Source organism: Corynebacterium sp. UMB2355A, from assembly GCF_033877495.1.
Taxonomy (GTDB): Bacteria; Actinomycetota; Actinomycetes; order Mycobacteriales; family Mycobacteriaceae; genus Corynebacterium; species Corynebacterium pseudogenitalium.
In genome coordinates this window covers 1,137,333-1,161,618 of record NZ_CP138855.1, presented here as the reverse complement: position 1 = coordinate 1,161,618, position 24,286 = coordinate 1,137,333, and the positions used below count along the sequence as shown (strand labels likewise).

Sequence of the window (24,286 nt, the reverse complement as noted above, 5' to 3'; positions counted from 1 at the left end):
ACCCCATGCAATTCTGTTCACGAAATCTCGAGCAAAATCGAGAGGACATATCCCACCCGCCAACACCACCACGCACCCCACCTCCGGGCCCCACCCACTACACTGTGTATCCATGACTAACGCGAGCGAAACCCCAGCGCACCGTTACGGCGCTGGCCTGGCAAATCAGATTGAGCAGAAGTGGCAGACGTTCTGGAAGGACAACGGCACGTTTAACGCGCCGAACCCGGTCGGCGACCTCGCCACGGGCGGCCCACTGCCCGAGGACAAACTGAATGTGCAGGACATGTTCCCGTACCCGTCGGGCGCGGGGCTTCATGTGGGTCACCCGCTTGGCTACATCGCGACGGACGTGTTTGCCCGCTACAACCGCATGTTGGGCAAGAATGTGCTGCATACGTTGGGCTATGACGCGTTTGGTTTGCCGGCGGAGCAGTATGCGATCCAGACGGGTACGCATCCGCGCACCACGACTGAGGCGAATATCCAGAATATGAAGCGTCAGCTGGGCCAGTTGGGTCTGGGCCATGATCCGCGTCGTTCGGTGGCGACGACGGATCCGGAGTTTTATAAGTGGACGCAGTGGATTTTCCTGCAGATTTATAACGCTTGGTTTGATGAGGAGCTGCAGAAGGCTCGTCCGATCGAGGAGTTGGTCCGTGACCTGCTCACGGGCGCCCGCACAACCAAGGATGGCCGTAACTTCCGCGACTTGACGCACGCGGAGAAGCACAAGGCGATTGATGAGTTCCGCTTGGTCTACCTGTCCGATTCGATGGTGAACTGGTGCCCTGGTTTGGGCACGGTGCTGGCGAATGAGGAGGTCACGGCGGAGGGCCGTTCGGAGCGTGGGAACTTCCCGGTGTTCCGCAAGCGGCTGCGTCAGTGGATGATGCGCATTACTGACTACTCGGATCGTCTGCTCGATGACCTTGATCTGCTGGATTGGCCGGAGAAGGTCAAGGCGATGCAGCGTAATTGGATTGGTCGTTCGCGTGGTGCGCAGGTGGCGTTCGCGTCGGAGGCGGGCCCGCTCGAGGTGTTCACGACGCGCCCGGACACCCTGTTTGGCGCCACCTACATGGTGCTCGCGCCTGAGCACCCGCTTGTCGACGCCCTCACGGCCGATGCCTTCCCGGCCGACACGGATGAGCGTTGGATGAATGGGGCGGGGTCGCCGAAGGTGGCCGTCGAGAAGTATAGGGCGGCGATTGCTGCCAAGAGTGACTTGGAGCGGCAGGAGAATAAGGAGAAGACTGGCGTGTTCTTGGGTTCGTTTGCGACGAACCCGGTGAGCGGCAAGCAGGTGCCGATCTTTATTGCTGACTATGTGTTGACGGGCTACGGTACGGGCGCGATTATGGCTGTGCCAGCGCATGATGAGCGCGACTACGAGTTCGCGAGCGTCTTTGGCCTGCCGATTGTGCCGGTGCTTGACGGCGACATCGCAGAAACTGCCTTCACCGGCGACGCGCCGCACATTAACTCGGCGAACGAGCAGGGCCTGGACCTCAACGGCCTGGGTAAGGACGAGGGTATCGCGAAGGCGATCGAGTGGCTGGCCGCCAACGGTGCTGGTGAGGAGAAGATTCAGTACAAGCTTCGCGACTGGCTCTTTGCCCGCCAGCGCTACTGGGGCGAGCCGTTCCCGATCGTGTACGACGAGAACGGCCAGGCGCACGGCCTGCCGGAGGACATGCTGCCGGTCGAGTTGCCGCAGGTGGAGGACTACAACCCGGTGTCCTTCGACCCGGAGGACGCGGATTCTGAGCCGGCGCCGCCGCTGGCGAAGGCCACGGACTGGGTTGAGGTGGAGCTCGACTTGGGTGAGGGCACGAAGAAGTACTGGCGCGACACGAACGTGATGCCGCAGTGGGCGGGTTCCTCCTGGTACCAGCTGCGCTACATCGACCCGACGAACCAGGACGCGTTCTGCGACATCGAGAACGAGCGCTACTGGACCGGCCCGCGCAGCGAGAACGATCCGGGCGGCGTGGACCTCTACGTCGGCGGCGTGGAGCACGCGGTGCTGCACCTGCTCTACGCCCGTTTCTGGCACAAGGTGCTCTACGACCTGGGCTTTGTCTCCTCGAAGGAGCCGTACCGCCGCCTGTTCAACCAGGGCTACATCCAGGCGTACGCCTACACGGATTCGCGTGGCGTGTACGTCCCGGCCGCCGAGGTGGAGGAGAAGGACGGCAAGTTCTACCGCGACGGCGAGGAGGTCAACCGCGAGTACGGCAAGATGGGCAAGTCGTTGAAGAACGCTGTTGCTCCGGATGACATCTGCCGCGATTACGGCGCGGATACCCTGCGTGTGTACGAGATGTCGATGGGCCCGCTGGACACGTCGCGCCCGTGGGCGACGAAGGACGTCGTCGGCGCGCATCGTTTCCTGCAGCGCCTGTGGCGCCTGGTTGTGGACGAGGAGTCCGGCGAGGTCACCGTCACCGACGCCGCGCTCACCGAGGATGACAACAAGCAGCTGCACCGCACCATCGCCGGTGTCCGCGATGATTACGAGCACCTGCGGGATAATACGGTCGTCGCAAAGCTGATTGAGTTCACGAACTACCTGACCAAGACGTACCCGTCGGGCGCCCCGCGCGCGGCGGTCACTCCGCTGGTACAGATGGTTGCGCCGCTCGCCCCGCACATCGCCGAGGAACTCTGGGCAAAACTCGGCCACGCCGACACCATCACGTTCGAGCCGTTCCCGACCTTCGAGGAATCATTCCTTGTCGACGCCACCATCGAACTACCCGTCCAGATCAACGGCAAGGTGAAGGCCCGGATCAACGTCCCGACGGACGCCTCCAAGGAGGACACCGAGGCGGTTGCGCTGACGGATGCGCGTGTCAAGGAACTGACCGACGGCAAGAATGTGGTCAAGGTGATTGTGGTGCCGGGCCGGATGGTGAACCTGGTCGTTAAGTAAACGTTCAGGAAACGTGTAGGTGCTGCGGAGCGTTTGTGTGTACTGTTGGGCACCATGACTGAACCAAATACACCTAACAACGATCCGCAGAACCCGGGTGGCATCCCGTCCTACCCGGAATACGGCGCGTCGCCATACGGCCAGCCCTCGGGACAGCCCTACGGGGAGCAGGCCGATTTCGGTGCGTTTGACGTCAACTCGGCCGCCCAGGCGTCCGGGCAGAGCGCGTTGCGTTACCACGGCGCCCAGCTCGCCGTCCCGACGAGCCCCGCAGCCGCCATGCTCGCTAACGACGACGGCTTCGTCGGCATCACGCCCGCCCAGTACGGCGACGGCGTCACCCCGCACCCGATCAGCAACCCGGCCGTCAACGGCGTCGCCCACGGGCTGGGCACCGGGAAGCTGTCCGTCGGCGCCGCGCTGAAGTACGGCTTCAAAACCACCTACTCCAACCCGGGCACCTGGCTGGTGCTCGCGTTTGTGTACGCGCTGCTGAACAACATCGGGGCCGTCTTCCAGAGCGACACGGTCAGCGCCCTGGGCATGCTGGCCCTATTCTTCGTCACGCCGCTGTTCCTGGCCGCCGCGCTGCAGCAGACCCTGGTCGGCCCGAAGCAGTTCGTCCTGAAGGACATCAAGTCGGCTGCCTACGGCAAGACGCTGGGTATGTCGGTGGTCGTCGGCATCATCACGACTCTGATCTTCGCCCTGCTCATGGTGATCGGGTTCGTCGCTGGTTTCGCCGGCGCGGACCCGGAGGCGCTCCTGACCGCCTCGAGCGGTGATCTCAGCGCTATCGACCCATCCGCGTTCGTGACCCTATTCGTTGGGATCGGCATCGCGGTGCTGATCATGTTGATTATCTCGCCGTTCTTCATCTTCCAGTCGTTCTACGCAGCCGACAACAACGGCACTTTCGGCGACGCCTTCAAGGCCGGCTTCACCACAGCGAAGCGCAACTACGGTGGTCTGCTCGGCTTGATGATCGTCTGCGGGATCCTGATGGCCACCGTCTCCGGCAGTGGCGCCGCCTCCGGCGTGGCCGCTTTTGTCTCGCTGGTGTTGGGCACGCTGCTGGCCGCCCCAGCACTCCTGGCGATGGTATACGCCTACCGCCAGGTTTCCGGAGGCCCCGTCCCGCACGAGGTAGCCGTTGCCTAAGCGCAGCACCTACTACACGGCCGTGGCACTGACCGCCGCGGCCGTGCTCTTTTTTACCGTCGGCAAGGCGTACGTGGGCCTGCCCGGCGTGTGGGACACAACCTCCCACGAGGTCCGCCACCTGCGCCTCATCCCCTTCGGCTCCTTCATCTACTACCGGGTCTGGTGGGGGCCGTGGCTCAACCTCATCGGCAACATTGTCCTCTTCCTCCCGGTCGGCTACCTGGCCCGCCTCCGGCTCGGCAAGATCTGGAAGGCCACCCTCTTCTCGATGGTGGCGTCCCTAAGCATCGAAGTAGCCCAGTACGCGCTCGCCGCCGGCTACTCGAATATCGACGACCTCCTCATCAACACCGCCGGCGGCGCCCTGGGCGCTACACTTGCCCACATGCCCAGCTTCACCCGCACTGTCTTCCCCGACGGCGACGAACCCGACGCCCGCTTCACCCTCGCTAACGAGCGCACCTTCCTCGCCTGGACCCGCACTGCGCTGGCATTCCTGGCAGGCGGCATCGCCCTCGGTGCTTTCGACGTCACCGGCATCACCCCAGAGACTCAAACCTTCGCCGCCGCCACCGTGATCGTGATCGGCATGGCCATAGCTGCCGGCGCCGCCATCCGCTGGGTCCGCGTCGAGCGAGCCCTGCGCCACGGCCGTCCCCTGCCCGCCCCCGCGATCGCGCCGCTGCTCGGCGTCGGGATCCTGGTCGCCTCCATCGTCGTGCTGGTAGGCCTGCTCTCGTGACCATCCCCGTCCCGGACCCCGGCCTCCAGCCCGAGCGCACCGCCCTGAGCTGGACCCGCACCGCCCTGGCCATGCTCGTCTGCTCGATGGTGCTCCTGCGCTGGTCCTACGCCTACCCCGTGCCCGTCTTCGGCGCCATCGGGTTACTACTCACGCTCGCGACAGTGCTCATCGCCGAATATCGACGCCTCTACCGCACCGAAGCGCACAACCTCGCCCAGGAGCGCTCCCAACCAAACACGGTTTCCGTCTTCGCCACTGCGTGTGCGCTAGTCGGTCTGGGTGGGTTGGGTCTGTGCCTGGTCCTTGCGCAGTAGGTGTGCGCACCTTTTTCCTACCCGAGGAATCCGCGACCTGGGCAAACGCGCCGGGCCGTGGGCGAAAACAAGGAATTTGGTGTCTTGTGGCGGGGCGCAGTGCCAAATCACGCAGCTAGGAAAAACTAGCCCTTTTCTGACCAGTCACTATGAACATCTATACCAAAACGAAGTGCGTCCTTTGGCACCAGGCCTACGAAGAAAAGTCGATGGCGATGCACTTCAGCATGTCGTAGCCATCCCCGTTGAGGGCGAACCCGTCGCCGGTGTCCTCGCCGAATCCGAAGGCCTCCAACAGGGCGGTGCCTTCCTTGTAGATGGTTGAGTCGGGAAGGTGGGGGGAGTCGGAGATGAGGTTGAACATGAGTTGGTTCCAGTTTTCGCGGCCGAAGGTCGCGTAGAACCCGCGGGCGATGTTTTCGGCGAAGTCGAATGGGTTGTCGCCGCCGCTGAGCAGCTCGACGCCCTCGTTGGTGATGGTGTAGCGCCCGGTTTGTTCGGCGCGCATGAAGCCGGATTCGACGAAGAAGTTGTGGAGGTGCCTGCGCCAGATGGGGTCGTCGGGGAGGAGTCCGTCCATGAGGTTGTAGAGGGCTTCGGTGATGCCGGTGTAGACGGGGGAGTCGAAGGTTGGGTTGGGCCCGTAGTAGTCCTCGAGGAATTCGCCGATGGCGGCCATGACGGCGGGGTTGCTTTCGGGGTTGGGGTCGATGGCCATGATGTCTTTGAGGTCTTCGCGGTTGGCCAGGTATTCGCGGAGCGCTTCGCGAACGTCTTCGTCTTCTTCGGCGGCAGCCTCGGGGTTCATCATGTTGCGGGCGACCATGGTTTCGACGCTGTAGTACATGCGGTTCGAGATACTGACCGGGTCTGCCTTGGTAAGCCTGTCCACCATGTGGCCCGGCGACATGACGGGCATCGCGGAGAACAGGGTTGGCGTGATGTGCATGTCGGCGGGTTGGCCGGCTGCGAGGCGGACGGCTTCGTCATAGAGCTCGCTCATCATGGCGGGGCCTTTGAGGTGCTCGATGACGTCGGGGCCGAGTGTGGAGATGAGGACGGGGGTCGGGCCTGCGATGGTGGATGGCCCGAGTACTTGGACGTTGATGTTCCAGTTGGCGCCGGCGTCGTAGATGTAACTCATGGTTTCGGGCATGTCTTGGACGGTGAGGTCGTTTTCGTCGTATTCGCCGGCGGCTGGTTGGGCGGTGTAGACGCGTTGTTCGCCGTTGATGTTCCCCGAAAACATGTGTGTTGCTGCGCTCGAGAAGCCGAGGGTGGCGTCGATAATGAGTGCGAGTTCCCCCAGGTACATCGAGTGATCAACATTAATGCATCGTGAAATCTCGGGTCGGGAGTTTTCTACGGTGATTAATAGAGAGATGTTCATGTCGTTCACTCTATAGTTTTGTATCTTTTAGCGCTCGCGAACTACCCAGAATGTGCAGCGGGTGACGCAGAGGAGCCAGTGGAAGACGAGGAGGGCTGGCAGTGCGGTGGCGATGATGGTGAGCCATTCGAGGTTCCAGACTTCGGCGAGGTGGTGGCTGCCGACGCTGATGGTGCCGGTGGGGAAGGTGGAGGCCCACCAGGCGGGGGAGTATCGCACCCAGTGCGCGACGGCGGGGTAGAAGTGCCACATGGCGAAGGCGATCATGGGGATCGCGATGATGAGCAGCACGGTGCCAACGATAAGCTCGGCATCCTTGCCGAACAGCAGGTCCACGGCGGACACTGTCTGCCCGACGACGCCGAGGGGGATCCAGGCGGTCGCCGCGTTCGGCCCGCTCAGGTCCACTTTTCGACGCCACGCCGCCACATACACCCTGGCAAACAGCGGATACGCTGCGCCTATCGACGCCACCAAGCAGCACACGCCGAGTATCCAGTAGATGTCGCCGCCGCCTTTGGCGTGGGTCGTCCCGGCCGTGTTGGCCGCCATGATGGGGCCGACGAGCGCGAGCCCCCACGCGAAGTTCGGTTCCCCTTGGAAGCCGCGGAGCTGGTTGGCGTACACGGCGAGGCAGGCGGGCGCCCCGACCCAGAAGCCAACCAGGATGAAGGCGAGGTTGTCGGTGAGGTTGGTCCACGCGGTGCCGAGCGACATGATCCCGATGAACGTCATGGCCCACGGCGCCATCATGTCCTGGTGGAAGCGGGGCGTGCGGTAGATGATGAACCCGACGACGAGCGCCACCAGGATGGCCACCCCGATACAGGCCACGACCCACGCCAGAGGGTCGAGTCCGCTGATGACCAGCAGCGTCGCCACCAGCGAGGTCCCCATGAGGCTGCCGCCCCACGCCGGGCCCGCTGGCGGCAGGCTATAGCTGGTCCTGGTTTTCACACGCGCTCACGCTGCCAGGAACGGAATCGGAGTGCGCACGCGCACCAGTGGAACAGCAGCAGGAGCAGCAGCCCGAAGGAGAGGGCGTGCCAGCCCTCGGTCCAGGAGCCCAGGCACAGGGTGCCCACCGGGAATGTGGAGCCCCACCAGCCCGGGCCGTACGGCGCCCAGGTGAAGACCGCCTGGTAGAAGCAGTACATGCCGAAGAGGACGCACGGTACGCCGATGGCGAACATGATGATGCCGTAGAGGTGGGCGTCGAAAAGGAAGGTGGAGGCGGCCGTCGACTGGCCGACAACCCCGAGCGGAATCCAGGCTGTGCCGGCCGCCGCGCCGCGCGGGCGTTCGCGACGCCGCCACAGCGACCAGTAGCAATAGGCGAACAGTGGGATCGCCGGGATGAACGTGAAGAAGAAGCACACGATGCCCGCGTGGTGGTAGAACATGCCGTGCTCTGCGGCGAGCTGCCCGCCCGATGTCGCGGCGACCATCGGCGTGACCGGCGCCAGCCCCCACGGGAACGCCGGGGTGGTGTAGTGCTCCGAGACCTTCCAGAAGCCCCACAGCTGCCACAGGCACACCGCGATCGACAGCGGCGCGCCGATCCACCAACTGATCAGCTGGAAGATGTCGTTGCCGGTCAGCGCCGTCCACGCCGAGCCGCACGCCAAAAGCCCCATCGTGTACATGCCCCACGCCGCCATGTTCTGGTGCCGCGGCGGCTCGTTACGGATGCCCACCGTGAACACCGCCAGCAACACCGCCGCCACCAGTGCAAACGCAACCTGTCCGAGGCGGAACCCGTGCAACCCGGACAGTGTAGAGGCGATCGACGTCCCCATCAGGGACCCGGCCCACGCGGGGCCATACTTAGGCAATTGCATGCACCTACGCTAAGCCCGCCGGGCCCGTTTGGCCAACTACGTAACGCGGCCAAACAGCAGCGCTCGGCCGGTTTCCTCCCCCGTATTGCGCACCGTGACGGCCAGGTGCCCAGCCGCAATCCGCCCGACCTGGCCCGGCTTCAGCGCCACACCCTCCAGGCGCAGCCCCTCCGACTGGGCCAGCACGTGGTGCTCGTACTCGTCGTTGACCCACACGGTGACCTGCGCGCCGGGCGCCACCCGCAGCTCCGCGGCAAGCCTTCCCTTGGGCCCCGGCACCTCCTGCCCGGCCAGGCGCCCCGCGTGGACGCGCAGCTTCCCGCCCGGCGTGGTGTCCACCGCGCGCAGCGCCACCCACGCTGAGGGCTCGCGGTCTGTGAGCGCCTGCAGCGACTCCGGCACATCGTCGATCGAACAGATTTCTACAGTCGCACGCATGCAGCTATCCTACCGACGTGCAGAAACTTTCCGGTGGCCTCCTACTTGCGCTGGCCCTGCTCACCGCAGCGGGCCCGCTCGGCATCGACATGTACTTGCCCGGCATGCCCGAGCTCGCCACCCAATTATCGACGTCCCCCTCCTCCGCCCAACTGACCATCTCGGGGTTCATGCTCGGGATGGCACTCGGCAACCTGGTCTTCGGCGCGATCTCTGACGGCACGGGCCGCAAACCCGCCATCCTGGTCTCCTCGGTGGTGGCGCTCGCGGCGTCGGTGGCCTGCGCCCTCGCCCCCACAATCTCCTTCCTGATCGCCGTCCGGTTCCTGCAAGGCCTGGCCGGGGGCTGTGCCGTCGTCGTCACGAGGGCCGTCATCCCCGACATCGCCCACGGCCGCGAGGCCGCCCGTGGCCTGTCGGGCCTGATGGCGATCTCCGGCTTCATGCCCGCCATCGCACCCGTCCTCGGCGGCCTGATCATCCCCACCTTCACCTGGCGAGGCGTCTTCTGGACCATCGCCGCCGTCAACCTCGCCCAGATCCTCATCGCCTGGCGCTTCGTCCCCGAAACCCTCCCACCCGCCAAGCGGACTCGCGGCACACTGCGCACCATCTTCCCTCGCATGGTCCAGTGCCTGCGGCGCCCCGCCTTCCTCGGCTACATGTTCGCCGCAGGTCTCGGCTTTGGCACCCTGTTCTCGTACATCTCGGCATCACCGCTGGTCCTGCAGGTGCAGCTCGGCGTTACACCGACTACCTTCTCCCTCATCTTCGGCGGCATCGCCCTGCTCATCCCGTTGTCGAACTCCATCAACATGCGCCTGGTCAAGACCCACCAGCCACGCACCCTGCTCGTTGTGGCGTTATCTGTTGACATCCTCGCCGGGCTGATCCTGCTCGCTTACAGCCAGCTCGGTCCCAACCTCACGATGCTCCCCTTCATCGCCACGCTGTCCGCCATGGCCGGGTTCATCATGGCCAACGCCTCGGCGCTCGCCGTGGAGGAGATCCGGGACATCGGGATCGGCGCCGGCACCGGCGCGATGGGCTTCTTCCAATTCATCATCGGCGGCCTGGTCCCGCCCCTGGTGGCGCTCGGGTCCAACCCGACCGCATCGATGGCCACCGGCATCCTCACCTGCGCCGGCCTGGCCCTTCTGGGAGTGCTTTTGGGTAGCGCTGCACCACATTCCAGGCCTAAAAACATCTAGCACTTCTGTGGCGTGCAGGTGTCCTGGGGCCGCTTTTCAAATGCTGGAATTTGGTGCATGGAGTGGGGAGCGAGTGACAATGGACGCAATCCTGTCGGCTGAACCCGGTAAAAGCCCAGGTCGTGAAAAGTGGGTTGCGTCTTTTGTCACTCGGGTCGGCGAGGGTGACACCAAATTCCTTTGCGCAGAGATCGCGACCTGGGGAAATAGCCAGGCACCTTTCCGGAAAATCGGGAATTTGGTGCACGTTCTGCCGCGGTTAGCGCCAAATACCCACATTAACAATCAGCGACCTGGTCTTTTGCGTGCACGTCCAGCTCAACGCTCGAACTTAGAGAAAAAGAGCTATCGATTTCGATCCGGTTCTACTTATCCTCAGAGCGATTGTCCTTGAGAAAGCCCATGAAACTGAAGTATGGGACATCTTCTGTCGCTCGTTGAACGGCTTCGAAAACAGCATCACTAATAGGGTCAATTACCTGGTCACTTAGGTTTAAGATTTCCAAGAAGAAGTGCTGGGTAATCACGTATGGACGAAAGCTCTCCTGATTGCTACCAGGTTCTAATTCTTTAGCAAGTTCGTACTCGTCTTCATCGCATTCACTAACTGTGAAATCAGGAAGAGCGTCAATTTCGGAGAAGGAAAGTTTGAGTTCCTTCTGGAAACGCTCTGCAATGTGGTAAGAATCCTTTTCAGAGCAATACACGTAAAGCTCTTCGTAAAAGCCTTGCAGCTCACCATTTGACAAGGAAGAAAGACTGGTCATTCGAAAGCCGCTCCGTTCATGAGTAGTTGGGATAGTAAGTTTAGCTTTCACGGGGGCAGCAATTTCGGTTGCGCCGAGTGCTAGTGCCTATGCACCGAAGCCAGCATCGGAAGTCTTCCCAGCGCAGAAAAAGCCTCCACGAGGAAAAGGATTCAAGCTCAAGCACTGCCGAGCAATCTAGCGCCCAACCAACACCTAAATAATCTTGCGCTCCCTCGCCCGGTCCACGGCGGCGGTCCGGTTGTCCACGCCGAGTTTGTTATAGATGTGGATCAGGTGGGTTTTCACCGTGGCCTGCGAGATGAAGAGCCGGTCGGCGATGGCGCGGTTGGAGGCGCCGGTCTGCAGGGCGCGCAGGATTTCGATTTCGCGGGCGCTTAGGGCTTCGTCGGGGCGCATGAGGCGCTCGGCGAGGACCCCGGCGACTTCTTGGGAGAGGACGCGTTTGCGCTGGGAGGCGGCGATGATGGCGTCGTGGAGTTCGTCCTCGGGGGCGTCTTTGAGGAGGTAGCCGAGCGCGCCGGCCTCGACGGCGGCGACGACGTCTGCTTCGGTGTCGTAGGTGGTCAGGATGAGCACGGGTGGGCCGCCTGTTTCTCCGAGGCGCCGGGTGACTTCGATGCCGTCCACGTTCGGCATCTGGATGTCGGTGACCACAACGTCGACGTTGTCGGGCATCCGCTCGATGGCGCGCCCGTCCGCGCCCTCGCCAACAACGGTGATGTCGCCGAAGGAGTCGAGTACTGCGCGGAGGCCGGCGCGGACGACGGGGTGGTCGTCGAGAAGCATGACGTTGATCTCACTCATGGGTGTCCTTTCCCAGGGGGATGCTTGCTGCTAGTACGTTACCTTCGACGCTGAGGGTGCCGCCGACTTCCGCGACGCGCGCCCGCAGCCCGCGCAGGCCGTAGCCTTCGGGCCCGGTGATGCCGCGGCCGTTGTCGAAGACGTCGACGGTGGCGACGTCCCCAAGCTGTTCCACCGTGACCACGGCGCGGGTGGCGCCGGCGTGCCGCACGATGTTGGAGAGCCCCTCGCGCACGACTCGCTCGATGACGCCGGCGGCGGGCTCGGGCACGTCCTCGACGTTGAGGTCCACCGTGAGCCGTTGCCCGAGTGCTTGTTGACGCCCCTCCGCTCCCCGCGCGAGCTCCTCCAGCCTGCGTGGCAGGGGTTCGGCGGGCCCGGCGTTGACGGCGACGAAGCGGCGTGCTTCGGCGAGGTTGTCGGAGGCGGTGGCGCGGATGGTGTCCAGGATCTGTTTCGCGCCGGGCTCGGTGATTTGTTTGTCCAGCGTGCGGCCGAGCAGCACGATGGAGCTGAGGCCTTGCGCGATGGTGTCGTGGACTTCGCGGGAAAGGCGGGCGCGTTCCTCGAGGACGCCGGAGGCGTGTTCGGCGGCGGCGAGCTCCATGTGGGTGGCCTGGAGTTCGTAGGCGAGGTGTTTGTAGTGGTCGGCTTCGGCGCGGAGTGCCCGGTAGGAGTGGTAGATCAGTAGCGCCAGCACGGTGCCCAGCAGCGGACCGACCACTCCGCCGATTCCCGCGCCCGGCGCTGTGACCGACAGCGTGAATGCCAGCAGCAGCGCCGCCACCGCGATACCGGACCAGGTGGGCAGCACCACGGAGACCAGGATGACCAGCGGGAACTCCAGCCAGACGAACTCCGCGGCGTGCAGCGCCATAACCACCCACAGCGCGAGGACGGCGGCGAGCCAGGTGTACATAGCAGCGCGGGGGAAGCGCTTGCCTTCGTTGTAGGCCACGGTCCCGGCCAGGTAGAGCAACGCGAAGGGGACCGCCATGCAGATGGCCAGCGGGTTCCACCCGCTGGAGACAACGCCGACGAGCAGCAGCACGGCAACGAGTACGTGCAGGCTGACGCGCAGGAAGGTGAGGATCCGGTTGGTGGTGTTCACGCAGATCACCTTAGACGCTGCACCCGACATGCGATTGAGAGCGCATCAACCGGACGGTTGATTCGAGGTTCAACCCCGCTCCCGATGTGGATTATGCCTGCTCACACGCACAATGTGGGCATGTTCGTCGGATTGAGAGAAATTGTGAAAGCCAAGGGGCGGTTCGGCCTCATTGTCGGCACGGTTGGCCTGATCACGTTGCTCGTGGTGATGCTGACCGGGTTGACCAACGGGTTGGGCAAGCAGAACACGGAGGCCCTGGAGGCACTGGATGCAAAGTCGGTCGTCTTCCAGGACATGGATGAGCCTTCCTATATGACGTCGCGCGTGACGGCGGAGGAGGGCACGGTCCCGCTGGGCACCGGCCAAACCTTGCTGCTGCGCGAGAACGGCAAGGAGGAGTCCATCTCCATCCTGGGTCTGCCGAAGGGCACGGAGCTGCCCGGCGGCGAGGTGCTCGGCGACGGCGCGGTCGCGTCGCGTTCGCTGAACGTCGCTCCTGGCGACGAGCTCTCCGTCGGCGGCACCCCGATCACCGTCGACGCCGTCACGGATGACCTGTACTTCTCCCACACCGCGGTCCTGTGGGTGAACACGGAGGACTGGAAGGCCGCCATGCACACCGATGCGGACGGCACGGTGCTGCTCGCTAGCGATGACCGAGGCATGAGCATGAAGGACTCCTTCAACGGCCTGGCCGCGTACAAGTCGGAGCAGGCGTCCTTCAACATGATCCTGGGCTTCCTGTACGCCATCGCGGCGCTGGTCATCGTGGCCTTCTTGACGGTGTGGACCATGCAGCGCACCCGTGACCTGGCCATTTTGAAGGCGATTGGGGCGTCGAATAGCTACTTGCGCAAGGATGCGCTGGGTCAGGCGGCGGTGCTGCTGGGCATCGGCGCGGCGGTTGGTGCCCTGATTGCGCTGGGCATTGGGCTGGCGGCGTCGAAGGTGGCGCCGTTCTCGCTGACGGTGCTCACGGTCGCGGGGCCGCCGCTGGCGATTTGGGCGATTGGGATGGTAGGCGCGTTCATCGCGACGCGCCAAATTACAAAAGTTGAGCCGCAGCTCGCACTGGGAGGTATTGCGTAAATGTTGCACATGGAACACGTCACCGTCACGTACCAAGACGGCGAGGACACACTCACGGCGCTGGATAACATCAGTTTCGACGCCAACCCTGGCCACCTCACCTTCATCATCGGCGAGTCCGGCTCCGGCAAGTCCACGCTGCTTTCCGCAGCGGCCGGGCTACTGAAGCCCGACAGTGGCACCATTCTTGTCGACGCCACCCCGGTCTCCGACGAAGTCCGCCTGCAGAAGATCGGAATGATTTTCCAGCAGGCCAACCTGATCGGGGCGCTGAACGTCCGGGATCAGCTGCTGGTCACCGACCATATTCGTGGTGTGAAGCCCCGCGTGGACCGCGCGAACGAGCTGCTCGCGGAAGTCGGCCTCGACGGGCTTGGGGACCGCAGCATGCAGCAGCTCTCCGGCGGGCAGCGCCAGCGCGTCGGCATCGCCCGCGCGCTGATGGGGGAGCCGAAGCTGATCCTGGCGGACGAGCCGACCGCGGCGCTCGACTCCGAGCGCTCCCACGAGATCGTGGCGCTGCTGCGCACCCTGGTGGAGGAGCACAATATTGCCTGTGGGTTCGTCACCCACAACGCCAGCCTGATTTCCGACAGTGACGAGGTTGTCCGCGTCCGCGACGGCCACGTGTCGCGGGAACGCGCGCTAGCGTAGCTTCGGGCGCGACCCAAGCGCCAAGGTGATGAACGCGCAGGCCGCCAGTCCGGCCGTCATGCACAGCGTGCCGGGCAGGAAGCCGGCGTCCACCACCGCGGCGCCGAGCGCGGATCCGGCCGCGATCCCGACCTGGTAGGTCACCACGTAGATGGAGCTTGCCAGGTCTTCGTTGCGTTTTCCGGCGTGCAGGAAGATGGTGGTTGCCGACGGCGGCAGCGCCCCGTTCGCCAGCCCGAACACGATGATCATCGCGATGATGAGCAGCACCGATTTCGTCTCCAGCGCGAGCAGCCCCAGTGCTGCCGACCCCACCAACAGCATGGCGACGAACCCGTTGACCCGGATCATGCGCCGGTCCACCGTGTTGCCCGCCGTCAACACGCCAATCACCCCGCAGATGCCGAAGAGCGACAGCCCGAACGGGACCAGCTTCGGCCCGGCTGTCGTCGTCATGAGCAGCGCCAGGTAGGTAAAGGTGGTGAACACGGCGGTGACGTTGAACGTCAGGAAGAGGACCAGCGACGGGATCGCCGACTTTGTCCGCTTCGCACCCGCTGCCGACTCCGGGTGCTTCGCCGGCATCGAGGGTAGCGACGCCACCAACGCCACCACCGAGAAAATCACCGCGACACCCAGCACCCAGGTGGCGCCGCGCCACCCGATCCACCCGCCGAGCATGGTGGTCAACGGCGTACCGATCACCGCCGACATCGTCGACCCGAACGACACCGTCGCCACCGCCTTGCCCGTCATCCCCTGCGGCGCCAGCCGTGCCGCCATCGGGTTGATCAGCGACCAGAACAGCCCGTGCGTAAACGCCGCGGTCACGCGGGCAGCGACGAGCACCGCGTAACTGTTCGCGATGCCCTGCAGGATCACGCCCCCGGCGAGGAAGCCGAGCGTGGCCAGGAAGACGGGCCTGCGGTCCCAGTTGCGCGTGAAGTGCATCAGCGGGATGGTCACTACGGCGACCAGGCCGGCGTACACGCTCATGAGGAGGCCGATCTGGCCTTCCGTCACCCCGAGGTCCTGCGCCATGGGCCGAATCAGGCCGACCGCGAACATCTCGTAGGTGACGTAGACGAACGCCGCGAAGCTCATCGCGGACAACGGCAGCATAGGAAGCGACGACTGTTTACTCACACGTGACAACCTACACCGGGCGTGTTAGGCGAACGCCCCCAGGTTGAGAGCCTGCATGATTACGGTGCCTCCCGCCAGCACCGCGCCCAGCACTCCGAGCACGATCCCGGCGATCGCGAGCGGGGTGAGCTCCTTCTCTTCCTCGGTCTCGGGCGGGGTCGTGGTTGTGGGCGCGGGCGTGGTTGTGGTTGGGGCTGGCTTCGTTGTGGCCGTTGCGGTCGGCTCGGGTGCTTGGGTGGTTGGCGTGGCCGGTGTCGTGGGCGTGGGCTTTGGTGCCGTGCTGGTAGTCAGCGTCGGGATCGGCGGCACCACCGTATTCACCGCGTTCGGCGGGATTGGGAGCGCCAGGGTGGCGTCGCCGCCGGCGGCACAGAGCTGCTCAGCCCGCTCCCGAAGGCTGACGTATTCCTTGACGCGCCGCAGGTTGGTGTAGAAGAACGTGTAGGCGTACTGCTGCGCCCAGGCGGTGGCGGCGGCGTCGCTGAGCCCAGGGAAGCGGGTTTGGAGCTCGCGCGCGATGTCTGGGGTTTCAGTGGCTTGGGTGACCGGCCGGAACAGGGCGCGTTGCCCTGGCCCGAGCACCTGGTATTGCCCCATCAGTTCGTAGTAGTGGTAGGTCAGCACGTCATCCGCCGACGCCTGCGGTGTGGTGCGCTGCGGACTGTACTTGAAGAGGTACCACTCGGCGACACTCGCGGGCAGCCCCGCCTCAGTGAAGGCCTCAACCGCGTACGTGTGCTGCAGCGAGTCGGGCCGCGCGAAGTTGCTGGGTGCGAGGAACTCTCGCCCTTCCTCTTCCCTAATCCGCTTATAGACGTCCTCTTCGACCTTCCCCAGCTCCGGAAACGCTTGCCGGAATGTTTGATAGTCCAGCGCGTACTCTTTTTCGGGCGCGGAGAAGTGGAGGCGCGCTGCGTTCATGAGGCGGGCGTATTCGGCGGGGGAGAGGTAGAACGCGCAGAGTTTCGTTGCGGGATCTTGGGGGCCGATGACGGCGGCGTCCGCAACTGGAGATAGCAAACTGGCGCTGAGCCCGAGGGCTACAACGCCAGTGAAAAATCTCCGAGACTCCATGGAGATGAGATTACAGCATCTTGGCTGCCGTCAGGCCGAGGACCGCCAGGATTGCAATCACGATGGTGCCAACAATGCCACCGATAAGGGCAGCCGAGTTATCGCTCGTATCGACTGTCTTCGAAGGCTCCTGGGTGACGGTGGTCTTCCCGTTAAATGGGTTGACCTGAACGTCAACGGAAACCGTGGTGGTCGGAGAGGAAGGCGTGGTGGTTGGCTGCTCCTTGCTGCGCTCAGTGCCCTCAGCACCCTGCGAGACTGCGTCCGGGTTGGAGTGCTGCGTTGGGAAGAGCACGATGCCGGACTTGCCGTCGCGGCAGTTGTCCTTCGACTGGTTCAGCGCTGCTTCGACCTCCGCCATGGTGCGGGTCTCTGCGACGCCTTCCTGGTTCTCGAACTGGTCAACCCAAGCAGCTGCCTGTTCGTCGGTGAGGCCCTTGAACTGGTCCTTCTTCTCCTGGATCAGGGCGTCGCGGTCACCGATGGTCGGGAAGACTGGTTCCGGTGCGCGGAACGACTGCTTCGAGGCTGGGATCTCGCCGTTCTCGAAGTACTTGTCGTACTCCAGGATCTCTGGGAGGCGACCCGGGTTCTCGAAGCCTGCCACGACTGCGTCGCTCCACTTGTGGGTGACGTAGTCGAGTGCGACAGACTCTGGCAGTTCCGAGTCCTCAGCGACCTGCTTAGCGAGCTCAGCGAGCTTCGGGCGAGGATCTGGCTGGAACTGCTGCTGGTACGCAAAGTCCGACTTCAGATCGTTGTACAGCTTCTCGCCGTGCACCTTGGCTGCTGGGAAAGCCTGCTCGAATGCGAGCTTCCACGCCTTGTCGACGTCGAAGCTTGCTGCCTTGCCCTTCGACTGCTCATAAAGCTTTGTCTCTTCGGCGTTAAGGCGGATGGAGCATACGCCGGAGACATTCTCGCCAACGGTGGCACCTTCAGCGGAAGGGGCGACCATGGCGCACGCGCCGAGCGAGAGCGCGATTGCGATTGCTTGGAGTCTCCGATTGTTGAACATATTTCTGAGTGTAGCCGAGGGAGCTGCGGAAACGTATTCGTTCGTTGACGCGTGTTTCTGTATTTATCCAGGAAAAACCGTAAATAAACCTTAATATTCACATACTCGCAGGTCCATGACATGTGTTTGCGGGATTGTTCAACATCTACATTTAAGGAAGCCACAAACCAAACAAAGGGACCATACCCCACCTAACCCTTTCTGGGGGTGTACGGGGTGAAAATGCAGTTCATCGGCCCTAAATTACACCGCTGTAATTTAGGGGCCTTACACTGCTTTTGCTAAAAACGTGCGCACCACGCCGTAGCGCTACGCACATTGGATGCAATTTCGCTAGCAGAAGTCTGTGCGTGGCCGTACGGTGTCCGGGAAGCGAGCCACGCAGCCACCGCGTGTACCTGAACCGACTGGGCCAAAAGTAGGACGTCGTCTATCCCGTCGCGCGCCACACGAGCCCCAATAATCCCGGCAAGCACATCGCCGGAGCCGGGTGTGGCGGCCCAGGAGGAGCCGGCGTCGATAAGGATGGATTCCTGACCGTCTGAAACGACAGTGGCGCGCCCTTTGCGGACCACAGTGCAACCAAGTTGGCGGGCGCAGTCGGCAGTCTCCCCGACGTGATCTTTGATCATACCTATATACAGGCGTGAAAATTCACCGTCGTGCGGGGTCACCACAACCCGCGCCAACTTACGCGGCGCGCGGGCCACAAGGGTGAGCGCATCCGCGTCGAGCACCACCGGCACACCCTGCCGCAACACCCAATCGACGGCAGTATCCGCCTCCTCGCCGAGTCCAATTCCGGGACCGCACACCCACGCCTGCACCTGACCGGCTTGCTCCAACTCGCGGGTTGCCACGACCTCCGGCCGCGCCCGCACCACTTCGAGCGCCTGCGCGCCCGCGAAACGCACCATCGCCGGCGTCGCCGTCACCGCGCCAGCTGTGCACAGCAGCGCCGCGCCGGGATACGTACCGCTGCCAGCGTGGATGCCCACCACACCGCCTGTGTATTTGTCGTCATCGGCGCCGGGCTCCTTGACGTCCACCGGCACTGGGCCCATCGGCCTGATGTCCTCGAGGTCCAGGCCCGTGTTGGGCACCGCGCGGTACGTCCGCACGTGGCTCTCCGGCAGTGGTAGCCCAATGTCCGCGCACAGCACGTTCCCGCAGCGCGTCGAGAGGGCGTGCGCGTAGCGCCACCCGCCGAACGTCACCGTCACGTCGGCCTGCAGCGCGTTGCGGCCGGCCTCGCCGGTGTCGGCATCCACGCCGCTCGGCACGTCCACCGCGAGCACCTGGTTCGCGTCGATGTCGGCGACAGCGTCGGGCAGGTCGCCGGCACCGCCGAGGCCGAAGAGGCCGTCGATAAGGAGGTCGCACGCCCCAGGCTTCTCGACGACCCCACCTCCGGCCCCCACAAACGCATCTAACGCCCGCTGCTGCGCCCGGCCCAGTGGCAGCCAAGCCTCGACGTGCCAGCCCTCCCTGACGAGCTCCGCCCCCGCGTACAGCGCATCCCCGCCGTTGCCGCCCGGGCCCACCAGCAGCAACACCCGCTCCCGCGGCCCCGACATCTCACGCGCCACCCGCGCCACAGCGTGCGCGGCGCGCTGCATCAACGCGTCAGGAGACGCCTCAGCGGCAAGGAGGGGAGCTTCCGCGGCCCGAATCTCCGCGGCGGAATACGCAAACGGTGCAGCAAACATTCCGCCATTCTACGCGCTATTCCGCCTGGCAGGAGGGGCACCAGAACAAATTGCGGCCCTCGTACTTGCGCACCTCGATCGGCGTGCCGCACACAAAGCAGGGCTCGCCGGCGCGGCGGTACACGTAGACCTCACCGCCGTGGTCGTCCTTCCGGGGTGGTCTGTCCATCGCCTCGGGGCTGTGCTCGGGGCGCACAGTATCTATCCGGCCGTGCTCCACCCCATACTCCATCAGCTCGCGCACGTCCTGCCATAGACGCAGGAACTCCCCATGGTCCAACGCCCGGCCCGGCACAAACGGCGAAATACCCAGGCGAAACAGCGGCTCCGCACGGTATATATTGCCCACGCCAGCGAAGTACTGCTGGTCCATCATCAACGACCCAATCGTGCGTCTCGACGCCCGCACCCTCTCCCACAGCGCCTCCGGATCCGCGTCCGGGTCGAGGGGGTCCTCGCCGCTGCGGTCCAGGATCGCCTGCTCCTCCGGCGGGGAGACGTAGCGGCAGTACTGCGGGCCGCGCAGGTTTGCCGCCACCTCCTCGTTGGCCAGGCGCAGCCGGATCTGCCCCCACACGTCCTCGGCGGGCTCGAATCGGAAGGAACCAATCAGGCCCAGGTGCACGTGCACCGTCGCCGTGGAGAACTCCAGGAACAGGTGCTTGCCCACCGCGCGGGCCTCCGTCAGGGTGGCGCCGGCGAGCGGGGAGACGTCGAAACGCCCTTGCGGGGAGGAAATCTCGATGGGCTGCCCCGCAAACGTGTCGTTCAAGTGGCGGGCGAGGCGGTGGATGACGTGGCCTTCGGGCATTAGACTCTGCTACTCCTTATATCTCACCGACCAAGGTACAGCGCGCACCCGCTTCCGCTCCGGTCGACCTCTTAGCGTCGACCAACGCAGGTCACGGCAATTTGGGGCTTTTCGACGCCAAAAACCTGATTCCGCGCTGACCAGGGTTGGTCGACCGTAAGAGGTCGACGGGAACCAACCCGCCCCAACGTGCACAAATAGAGATGCGCGCGCTGGCCCGGTATACTTCAGGTTCCATGCCATATAGCGTTGGATTTGATCGGGATAAGTACATTGCGATGCAGTCGGAGCACATTTCGGCCCGACGAAAAGCAATTGGGGGAAAGCTCTACCTAGAGATGGGTGGCAAGCTCTTCGACGACAATCATGCCTCCCGCGTTCTGCCGGGGTTTACGCCGGATAACAAGATTGCGATGTTGGACCGCATCAAGGATGAGGTCGAGATCGTGATCGCGTTTAATGCGGGTGACGTGGTGCGCCAGAAGATGCGGGCGGACCTCGGGATTTCCTACGAGGAGGACGTGCTGCGCCTCGTGGACGTGTTCCGGGAGCGAGGGTTCCTCGTCGAGAATGTGGTGGTGACCCAGCTGGAGGGTGAGAACCCGCTGGTGGAGGCGTTCATTGAGAGGCTGCAGCGTCTGGGCCTGACAGTGTCGCGCCACTACATGATCGCCGGGTACCCGCACGATACGCAGCGCATCGTGTCCGAGGAGGGCTTCGGCCGCAACGAGTACGTGGAGACGTCCCGCGACCTGATCGTGATGACGGCACCGGGCCCGGGCTCCGGCAAGCTGGCCACGTGCCTGAGCCAGATCTACCACGAGCACCGTCGCGGTATTAACGCTGGCTACGCCAAGTTTGAGACGTTCCCCATCTGGAACTTGCCGCTGTCGCACCCGGTGAACCTCGCGTACGAGGCCGCGACGGCCGACCTTGATGACGTCAACGTGATCGACCAGTACCACCTGGACGCCTACGGGGAGACCGTCACCAGCTACAACCGTGATATTGAAGTGTTCCCGCTGCTCAAGGCGCTGCTGCGCGAGGTGACGGGGGAGGAGCCGTACCAGTCACCGACGGACATGGGCGTGAACATGGCCGGCTACTGCATCAGTGATGACGCCGCCTGCCGCCACGCCGCGAAGCAGGAGATCGTGCGCCGCTACTACAAGACGCTCGTGGACGAGCGCCGCGATGATACCGACCACACCGTCTCCGACCGGATCCTCAACGTCATGCGGAAGGCGGAGGTGACCCCACAGGACCGCGTGGTGGTCGCCCCGGCCCTGGAGGTCGCACAGGCCACCGGCTCGCCGGGCGCTGCGCTGGAGCTGCCGGACGGCACCATCGTGACCGGCAAGACGACGGACCTGCTGGGGCCATCGGCGGCGGTGCTGCTCAATGCGCTGAAGGTGCTCGCGGGCATCGACGATTCTGTCCACCTCCTGTCGCCGGATTCCATCGAGCCGATCCAGACGCTGAAGACGCGCCACCTCGGGTCCGTGAACCCGCGGTTGCATACTGATGAGGTGCTCATTGCGTTGTCGGTGTCGGCGTCGACAAGCAGTGATGCGGCGGCGGCGCTGGAGCAGCTGAAGAACCTGCGTGGCTGCGACGCGCACACCAGCACCATTCTTGGCTCCGTCGACGAGGGCATTTTCCGCAACCTCGGCGTGCTGGTGACTTCCGAGCCGAAGTACTGGAAGAAGGGGCTCTACCACAAGCGCTAAACTCGTGGGCATGACGAGCAAGATCCTCCTGTATTACAAGTTCCAGCCCATCGCGGACCCGGACGCGGTACGCCTCTGGCAGCGCGACCTCTGCGAGGGCCTGGGACTGACCGGCCGCATCCTGATCTCCAAGGACGGTATCAACGGCACCGTCGGTGGCGACATTAAGGCCTGCAAGACCTACGTGAAGAAGACGAAGGAGTATTTCCGGGGCATCGAGTTCAAGTGGTCTGAGGGCGGCGCGGAGGACTTCCCGAAGCTGTCGGTCAAGGCGCGCGATGAGATTGTGGCGTTCGGCGCGCCGGGCGAGCTGAAGGTGGACGAGCATGGCGTCGTCGGGGGCGGCACACACCTGAAGCCGGAGGAGGTCAACGAGCTGGTGGCCAACAACCCGGATGTTGTGTTTTTCGACGGCCGCAACGCCCGCGAGGCTGAGATTGGCAAGTTTAAGAACGCCGTGGTCCCGGACGTGGAAACCACCCACGACTTCATCAAGGAGCTGGAGAGCGGCAAGTACGACTGGATGAAGGACAAACCAGTCATCTCCTACTGCACCGGCGGTATCCGCTGCGAGATCCTGTCCAGCCTGATGAAGAACCGCGGCTTCGAGGAGGTCTACCAGATCGACGGCGGCATCGTCCGCTACGGCGAGAAGTACGGCAACTCGGGCCTGTGGGAGGGCTCGCTGTACGTGTTCGATAAGCGGATGCACACCGAGTTCGGCCCGGAGAATGACCCGGACTATGTGCAGCTGGGCCACTGCGTGCACTGCGGGGCGCCGTCGAACATGTTCTATAACTGCGCGAACGAGCCGGAGTGCCGCCACCAGTACTTAAGCTGCGAGGCCTGCCGGGAGGAGAACCCGTACTGCGCTGATTGCGCTAGTGCGTCGCATCAAGCGCCAGCATCCCAATCGTGACCGTCAGCCACCACATGGTGAACGGCACGATGGGCAGCCAGAACACGCCCATCCAGGGGATCCAGCGCTCGTAGCGGTTGAGCTTGCGCACCATCAGCACCGCGCAGGTGAGCAGGCCCGCCACCGGCGGAATCGAGGTGACGACGGCCCACCAGGTCCGCCACGACTCGGTGCACAGCCACGTCGCGTCCCCGGCCTCACACAGGGGGCCGCCCTGCACGCGGGCGACGGCGGCGAGTGCCCACGCGAACAGCAGCGTGCCAAGCACCGTCACCACCGCAAGCGTGATCGCCTGCTTCGTCGACGCCTTGTTGCGCCGCGCGACCTCCAGCGGGTCCGGCTCTAGGGCAAGCTCGTCGAAGCTGGCAGGCTCCGGCCGGACGCGGGAGAAGCGGTCCGCGCCGGAATGCAGATCGTTTTCGGGGTGGTCAAATACGTCAGCCATGGTTAGTGCTTCCCTCGTGGGTACACGATGACGGGCACGGGGGCGAAGCGGATGAACTCGCCCTCGCGGGTGCCAACGAACACGCGCTTGAGCGGGCCCGAGGACTTCGAGCCCAGGCACAAGATGTCGCCCTTCTTCCACTTCACCGAGTCGATGGCCTTCTTCCAACCCTTGCCGGTGGCGACGAAGTTGGAGACGTCGAGACGTTCGGTGTGCTCCGGCCCGAGGTGTTCCGCGACAGCAAACGCCGAGTCGCGTGCGCGGTCCAACAGGCCGAGCGCGGCCTCGTTCCACTCCATCTGGTCTTCCTGATCGTCGAAACCGCCGCCCTCGCTGGGGGAAAACGCGATGATGCGCAGCGGGACGTCGAGAAGGCAGGCGAGCGTGGTGGCGTACGCCAGGCCGGAGAAGCTCGGCTGCACCGCGCCAGAGTCGATGAGCGAGTAGGTGACGCGGGTGATGCCCTTCTTCGAAAGCTGCACGCCCTTCGGCGCCAGGCCCAGCGGAAGCGGGGAGGAGTGCATCATCTCGTCCGCGTCGGAGGTCGGCCGGAAGCGGCCTTTCGATGTCTTCGACTTCGAGCCGAGCAGCAAAATATCAGCCTCGAAACCGTCCGCCATCTCGAACAGGCACTCCGCGAGGCTGCCGCGCTCCAGCACCTGCGCCACCGGGTCCGCCCACTGCGAACGCGGCAACTCGTGCTTCAGCGCCTTCGTGGCCTTCTCGCTGATGGTGTCTCGCTGCTTCTGCAGCCACTTGTCGTACTTCTTCGACGACAGCGACTTCGTCCACGAACCCGACACCGACGCCGCAACCCGCACCGTCACGGGCAGGCTCCGCCCCAGCCAGGCGGCGAACTCGATCGCCTCCGAGTTGGAAGCATCCCAACCAACGAGCACTCGAAGTGGGCGCTCAGACTCAAAGGACTGGGCTAGTTCAGAAGAGAAAGATCGTGGCGCCAT

23 protein-coding genes and 1 pseudogene are annotated in these 24,286 nt (G+C 64.1%); 10 read left to right on the top strand and 14 right to left on the bottom strand.

The window, feature by feature from the left end; all coding sequences use genetic code 11:
* Window positions 1–112: 112 nt before the first annotated feature.
* From leuS to R0V12_RS05445, 5 genes and pseudogenes are all read left to right on the top strand, one after another.
* Entirely contained in the window at window positions 113–2,938 is a 2,826-nt protein-coding gene (gene leuS / locus R0V12_RS05465) for a leucine--tRNA ligase (RefSeq protein ID WP_320072991.1), read from the top strand.
* 54 nt (window positions 2,939–2,992) lie between these two features.
* Window positions 2,993–4,099, top strand: a complete 1,107-nt coding sequence (locus R0V12_RS05460; protein ID WP_320072990.1) for a hypothetical protein — start codon at window positions 2,993–2,995, stop codon at window positions 4,097–4,099.
* A gap of 22 nt (window positions 4,100–4,121) precedes the next feature.
* Window positions 4,122–4,427, top strand: a pseudogene (locus tag R0V12_RS05455) (VanZ family protein); the annotation flags it as partial.
* A gap of 60 nt (window positions 4,428–4,487) precedes the next feature.
* A complete protein-coding gene (locus R0V12_RS05450) occupies window positions 4,488–4,844 on the top strand; it encodes a YidH family protein (RefSeq protein WP_070478725.1) in 357 nt (118 codons plus the stop codon).
* Window positions 4,841–5,161 carry a DUF202 domain-containing protein gene (locus R0V12_RS05445; RefSeq protein WP_320072989.1) on the top strand — a complete coding sequence of 107 codons (321 nt, stop codon included), beginning with the start codon at window positions 4,841–4,843 and terminating at the stop codon, window positions 5,159–5,161. The genes R0V12_RS05450 and R0V12_RS05445 overlap by 4 nt, the downstream gene beginning before the upstream one ends.
* Before the next feature lie 193 nt (window positions 5,162–5,354).
* On the opposite strand, the gene R0V12_RS05440 is transcribed toward R0V12_RS05445, so the two are convergent.
* Genes R0V12_RS05440 through R0V12_RS05425 form a run of 4 tightly spaced genes read right to left on the bottom strand, consistent with a single transcriptional unit; the run spans window position 5,355 to window position 8,830 of the window.
* Window positions 5,355–6,551 (bottom strand): IS1096 element passenger TnpR family protein, encoded by a 1,197-nt coding sequence (locus R0V12_RS05440; protein ID WP_320072988.1) that lies wholly within the window; start codon window positions 6,549–6,551, stop codon window positions 5,355–5,357.
* 27 nt (window positions 6,552–6,578) lie between these two features.
* On the bottom strand, window positions 6,579–7,508 hold the full coding sequence (locus R0V12_RS05435; RefSeq protein WP_246814931.1) for an SLAC1 family transporter: 930 nt from the start codon (window positions 7,506–7,508) through the stop codon (window positions 6,579–6,581).
* The gene (locus tag R0V12_RS05430) at window positions 7,505–8,392 is read right to left on the bottom strand and encodes an SLAC1 family transporter (RefSeq protein ID WP_320072987.1); all 888 of its coding nucleotides are present in this window, start codon (window positions 8,390–8,392) and stop codon (window positions 7,505–7,507) included. Before R0V12_RS05430 ends, R0V12_RS05435 begins: the two co-directional genes overlap by 4 nt.
* Window positions 8,393–8,428: 36 nt before the next feature.
* Window positions 8,429–8,830, bottom strand: coding sequence for a hypothetical protein (locus R0V12_RS05425; RefSeq protein WP_071573813.1), 402 nt, complete (start codon window positions 8,828–8,830; stop codon window positions 8,429–8,431).
* A 17-nt stretch (window positions 8,831–8,847) separates the two neighbouring features.
* Between R0V12_RS05425 and R0V12_RS05420 the strand changes: the two genes are divergently transcribed.
* Window positions 8,848–10,041: a multidrug effflux MFS transporter gene (locus R0V12_RS05420; protein WP_320072986.1), complete on the top strand. Its 1,194-nt coding sequence runs from the start codon at window positions 8,848–8,850 to the stop codon at window positions 10,039–10,041.
* 365 nt (window positions 10,042–10,406) lie between these two features.
* On the opposite strand, the gene R0V12_RS05415 is transcribed toward R0V12_RS05420, so the two are convergent.
* The 3 genes from R0V12_RS05415 to R0V12_RS05405 all read right to left on the bottom strand — a co-directional run bounded on the left by R0V12_RS05415 (window position 10,407) and on the right by R0V12_RS05405 (window position 12,726).
* A complete protein-coding gene (locus tag R0V12_RS05415; protein WP_288857717.1) occupies window positions 10,407–10,808 on the bottom strand; it encodes a hypothetical protein in 402 nt (133 codons plus the stop codon).
* 195 nt (window positions 10,809–11,003) lie between these two features.
* Entirely contained in the window at window positions 11,004–11,615 is a 612-nt protein-coding gene (locus R0V12_RS05410) for a response regulator transcription factor (RefSeq protein WP_320072985.1), read from the bottom strand.
* A complete protein-coding gene (locus tag R0V12_RS05405; protein WP_320072984.1) occupies window positions 11,608–12,726 on the bottom strand; it encodes a sensor histidine kinase in 1,119 nt (372 codons plus the stop codon). The genes R0V12_RS05410 and R0V12_RS05405 overlap by 8 nt, the downstream gene beginning before the upstream one ends.
* A 93-nt stretch (window positions 12,727–12,819) precedes the next feature.
* Here R0V12_RS05405 and R0V12_RS05400 point away from each other — a divergent pair, with 93 nt between their 5' ends.
* Complete coding sequence (locus R0V12_RS05400) at window positions 12,820–13,818, top strand: ABC transporter permease (protein ID WP_320072983.1); 999 nt, start codon at window positions 12,820–12,822, stop codon at window positions 13,816–13,818.
* Window positions 13,819–14,472 (top strand): ABC transporter ATP-binding protein, encoded by a 654-nt coding sequence (locus R0V12_RS05395; RefSeq protein ID WP_070975362.1) that lies wholly within the window; start codon window positions 13,819–13,821, stop codon window positions 14,470–14,472.
* On the opposite strand, the gene R0V12_RS05390 is transcribed toward R0V12_RS05395, so the two are convergent.
* The 5 genes from R0V12_RS05390 to R0V12_RS05370 form a co-directional block, all read right to left on the bottom strand.
* On the bottom strand, window positions 14,464–15,576 hold the full coding sequence (locus R0V12_RS05390; RefSeq protein WP_320073012.1) for an MFS transporter: 1,113 nt from the start codon (window positions 15,574–15,576) through the stop codon (window positions 14,464–14,466). The two genes, R0V12_RS05395 and R0V12_RS05390, sit on opposite strands and share 9 nt — an antisense overlap.
* A gap of 66 nt (window positions 15,577–15,642) precedes the next feature.
* Window positions 15,643–16,692 carry a hypothetical protein gene (locus R0V12_RS05385; protein ID WP_284805500.1) on the bottom strand — a complete coding sequence of 350 codons (1,050 nt, stop codon included), beginning with the start codon at window positions 16,690–16,692 and terminating at the stop codon, window positions 15,643–15,645.
* A 10-nt stretch (window positions 16,693–16,702) separates the two neighbouring features.
* Window positions 16,703–17,710 (bottom strand): hypothetical protein, encoded by a 1,008-nt coding sequence (locus R0V12_RS05380; RefSeq protein ID WP_320072982.1) that lies wholly within the window; start codon window positions 17,708–17,710, stop codon window positions 16,703–16,705.
* A 281-nt stretch (window positions 17,711–17,991) separates the two neighbouring features.
* Window positions 17,992–19,419: a bifunctional ADP-dependent NAD(P)H-hydrate dehydratase/NAD(P)H-hydrate epimerase gene (locus tag R0V12_RS05375; protein ID WP_284805498.1), complete on the bottom strand. Its 1,428-nt coding sequence runs from the start codon at window positions 19,417–19,419 to the stop codon at window positions 17,992–17,994.
* A gap of 16 nt (window positions 19,420–19,435) precedes the next feature.
* Window positions 19,436–20,230, bottom strand: coding sequence for an Fpg/Nei family DNA glycosylase (locus R0V12_RS05370; protein ID WP_256001178.1), 795 nt, complete (start codon window positions 20,228–20,230; stop codon window positions 19,436–19,438).
* Window positions 20,231–20,466: 236 nt separating this feature from the next.
* Between R0V12_RS05370 and R0V12_RS05365 the strand changes: the two genes are divergently transcribed.
* Together R0V12_RS05365 and trhO are read left to right on the top strand one after the other, a co-directional pair.
* Complete coding sequence (locus R0V12_RS05365; RefSeq protein WP_252931369.1) at window positions 20,467–21,960, top strand: DUF1846 domain-containing protein; 1,494 nt, start codon at window positions 20,467–20,469, stop codon at window positions 21,958–21,960.
* Between the two features lie 10 nt (window positions 21,961–21,970).
* Window positions 21,971–22,879 (top strand): oxygen-dependent tRNA uridine(34) hydroxylase TrhO, encoded by a 909-nt coding sequence (gene trhO, locus R0V12_RS05360; RefSeq protein WP_070975355.1) that lies wholly within the window; start codon window positions 21,971–21,973, stop codon window positions 22,877–22,879.
* On the opposite strand, the gene R0V12_RS05355 is transcribed toward trhO, so the two are convergent.
* Together R0V12_RS05355 and R0V12_RS05350 are read right to left on the bottom strand one after the other, a co-directional pair.
* Window positions 22,842–23,324 carry a hypothetical protein gene (locus R0V12_RS05355; RefSeq protein WP_070478589.1) on the bottom strand — a complete coding sequence of 161 codons (483 nt, stop codon included), beginning with the start codon at window positions 23,322–23,324 and terminating at the stop codon, window positions 22,842–22,844. The genes trhO and R0V12_RS05355 overlap by 38 nt on opposite strands.
* 2 nt (window positions 23,325–23,326) lie before the next feature.
* Window positions 23,327–24,286 carry a universal stress protein gene (locus R0V12_RS05350; RefSeq protein WP_070478591.1) on the bottom strand — a complete coding sequence of 320 codons (960 nt, stop codon included), beginning with the start codon at window positions 24,284–24,286 and terminating at the stop codon, window positions 23,327–23,329.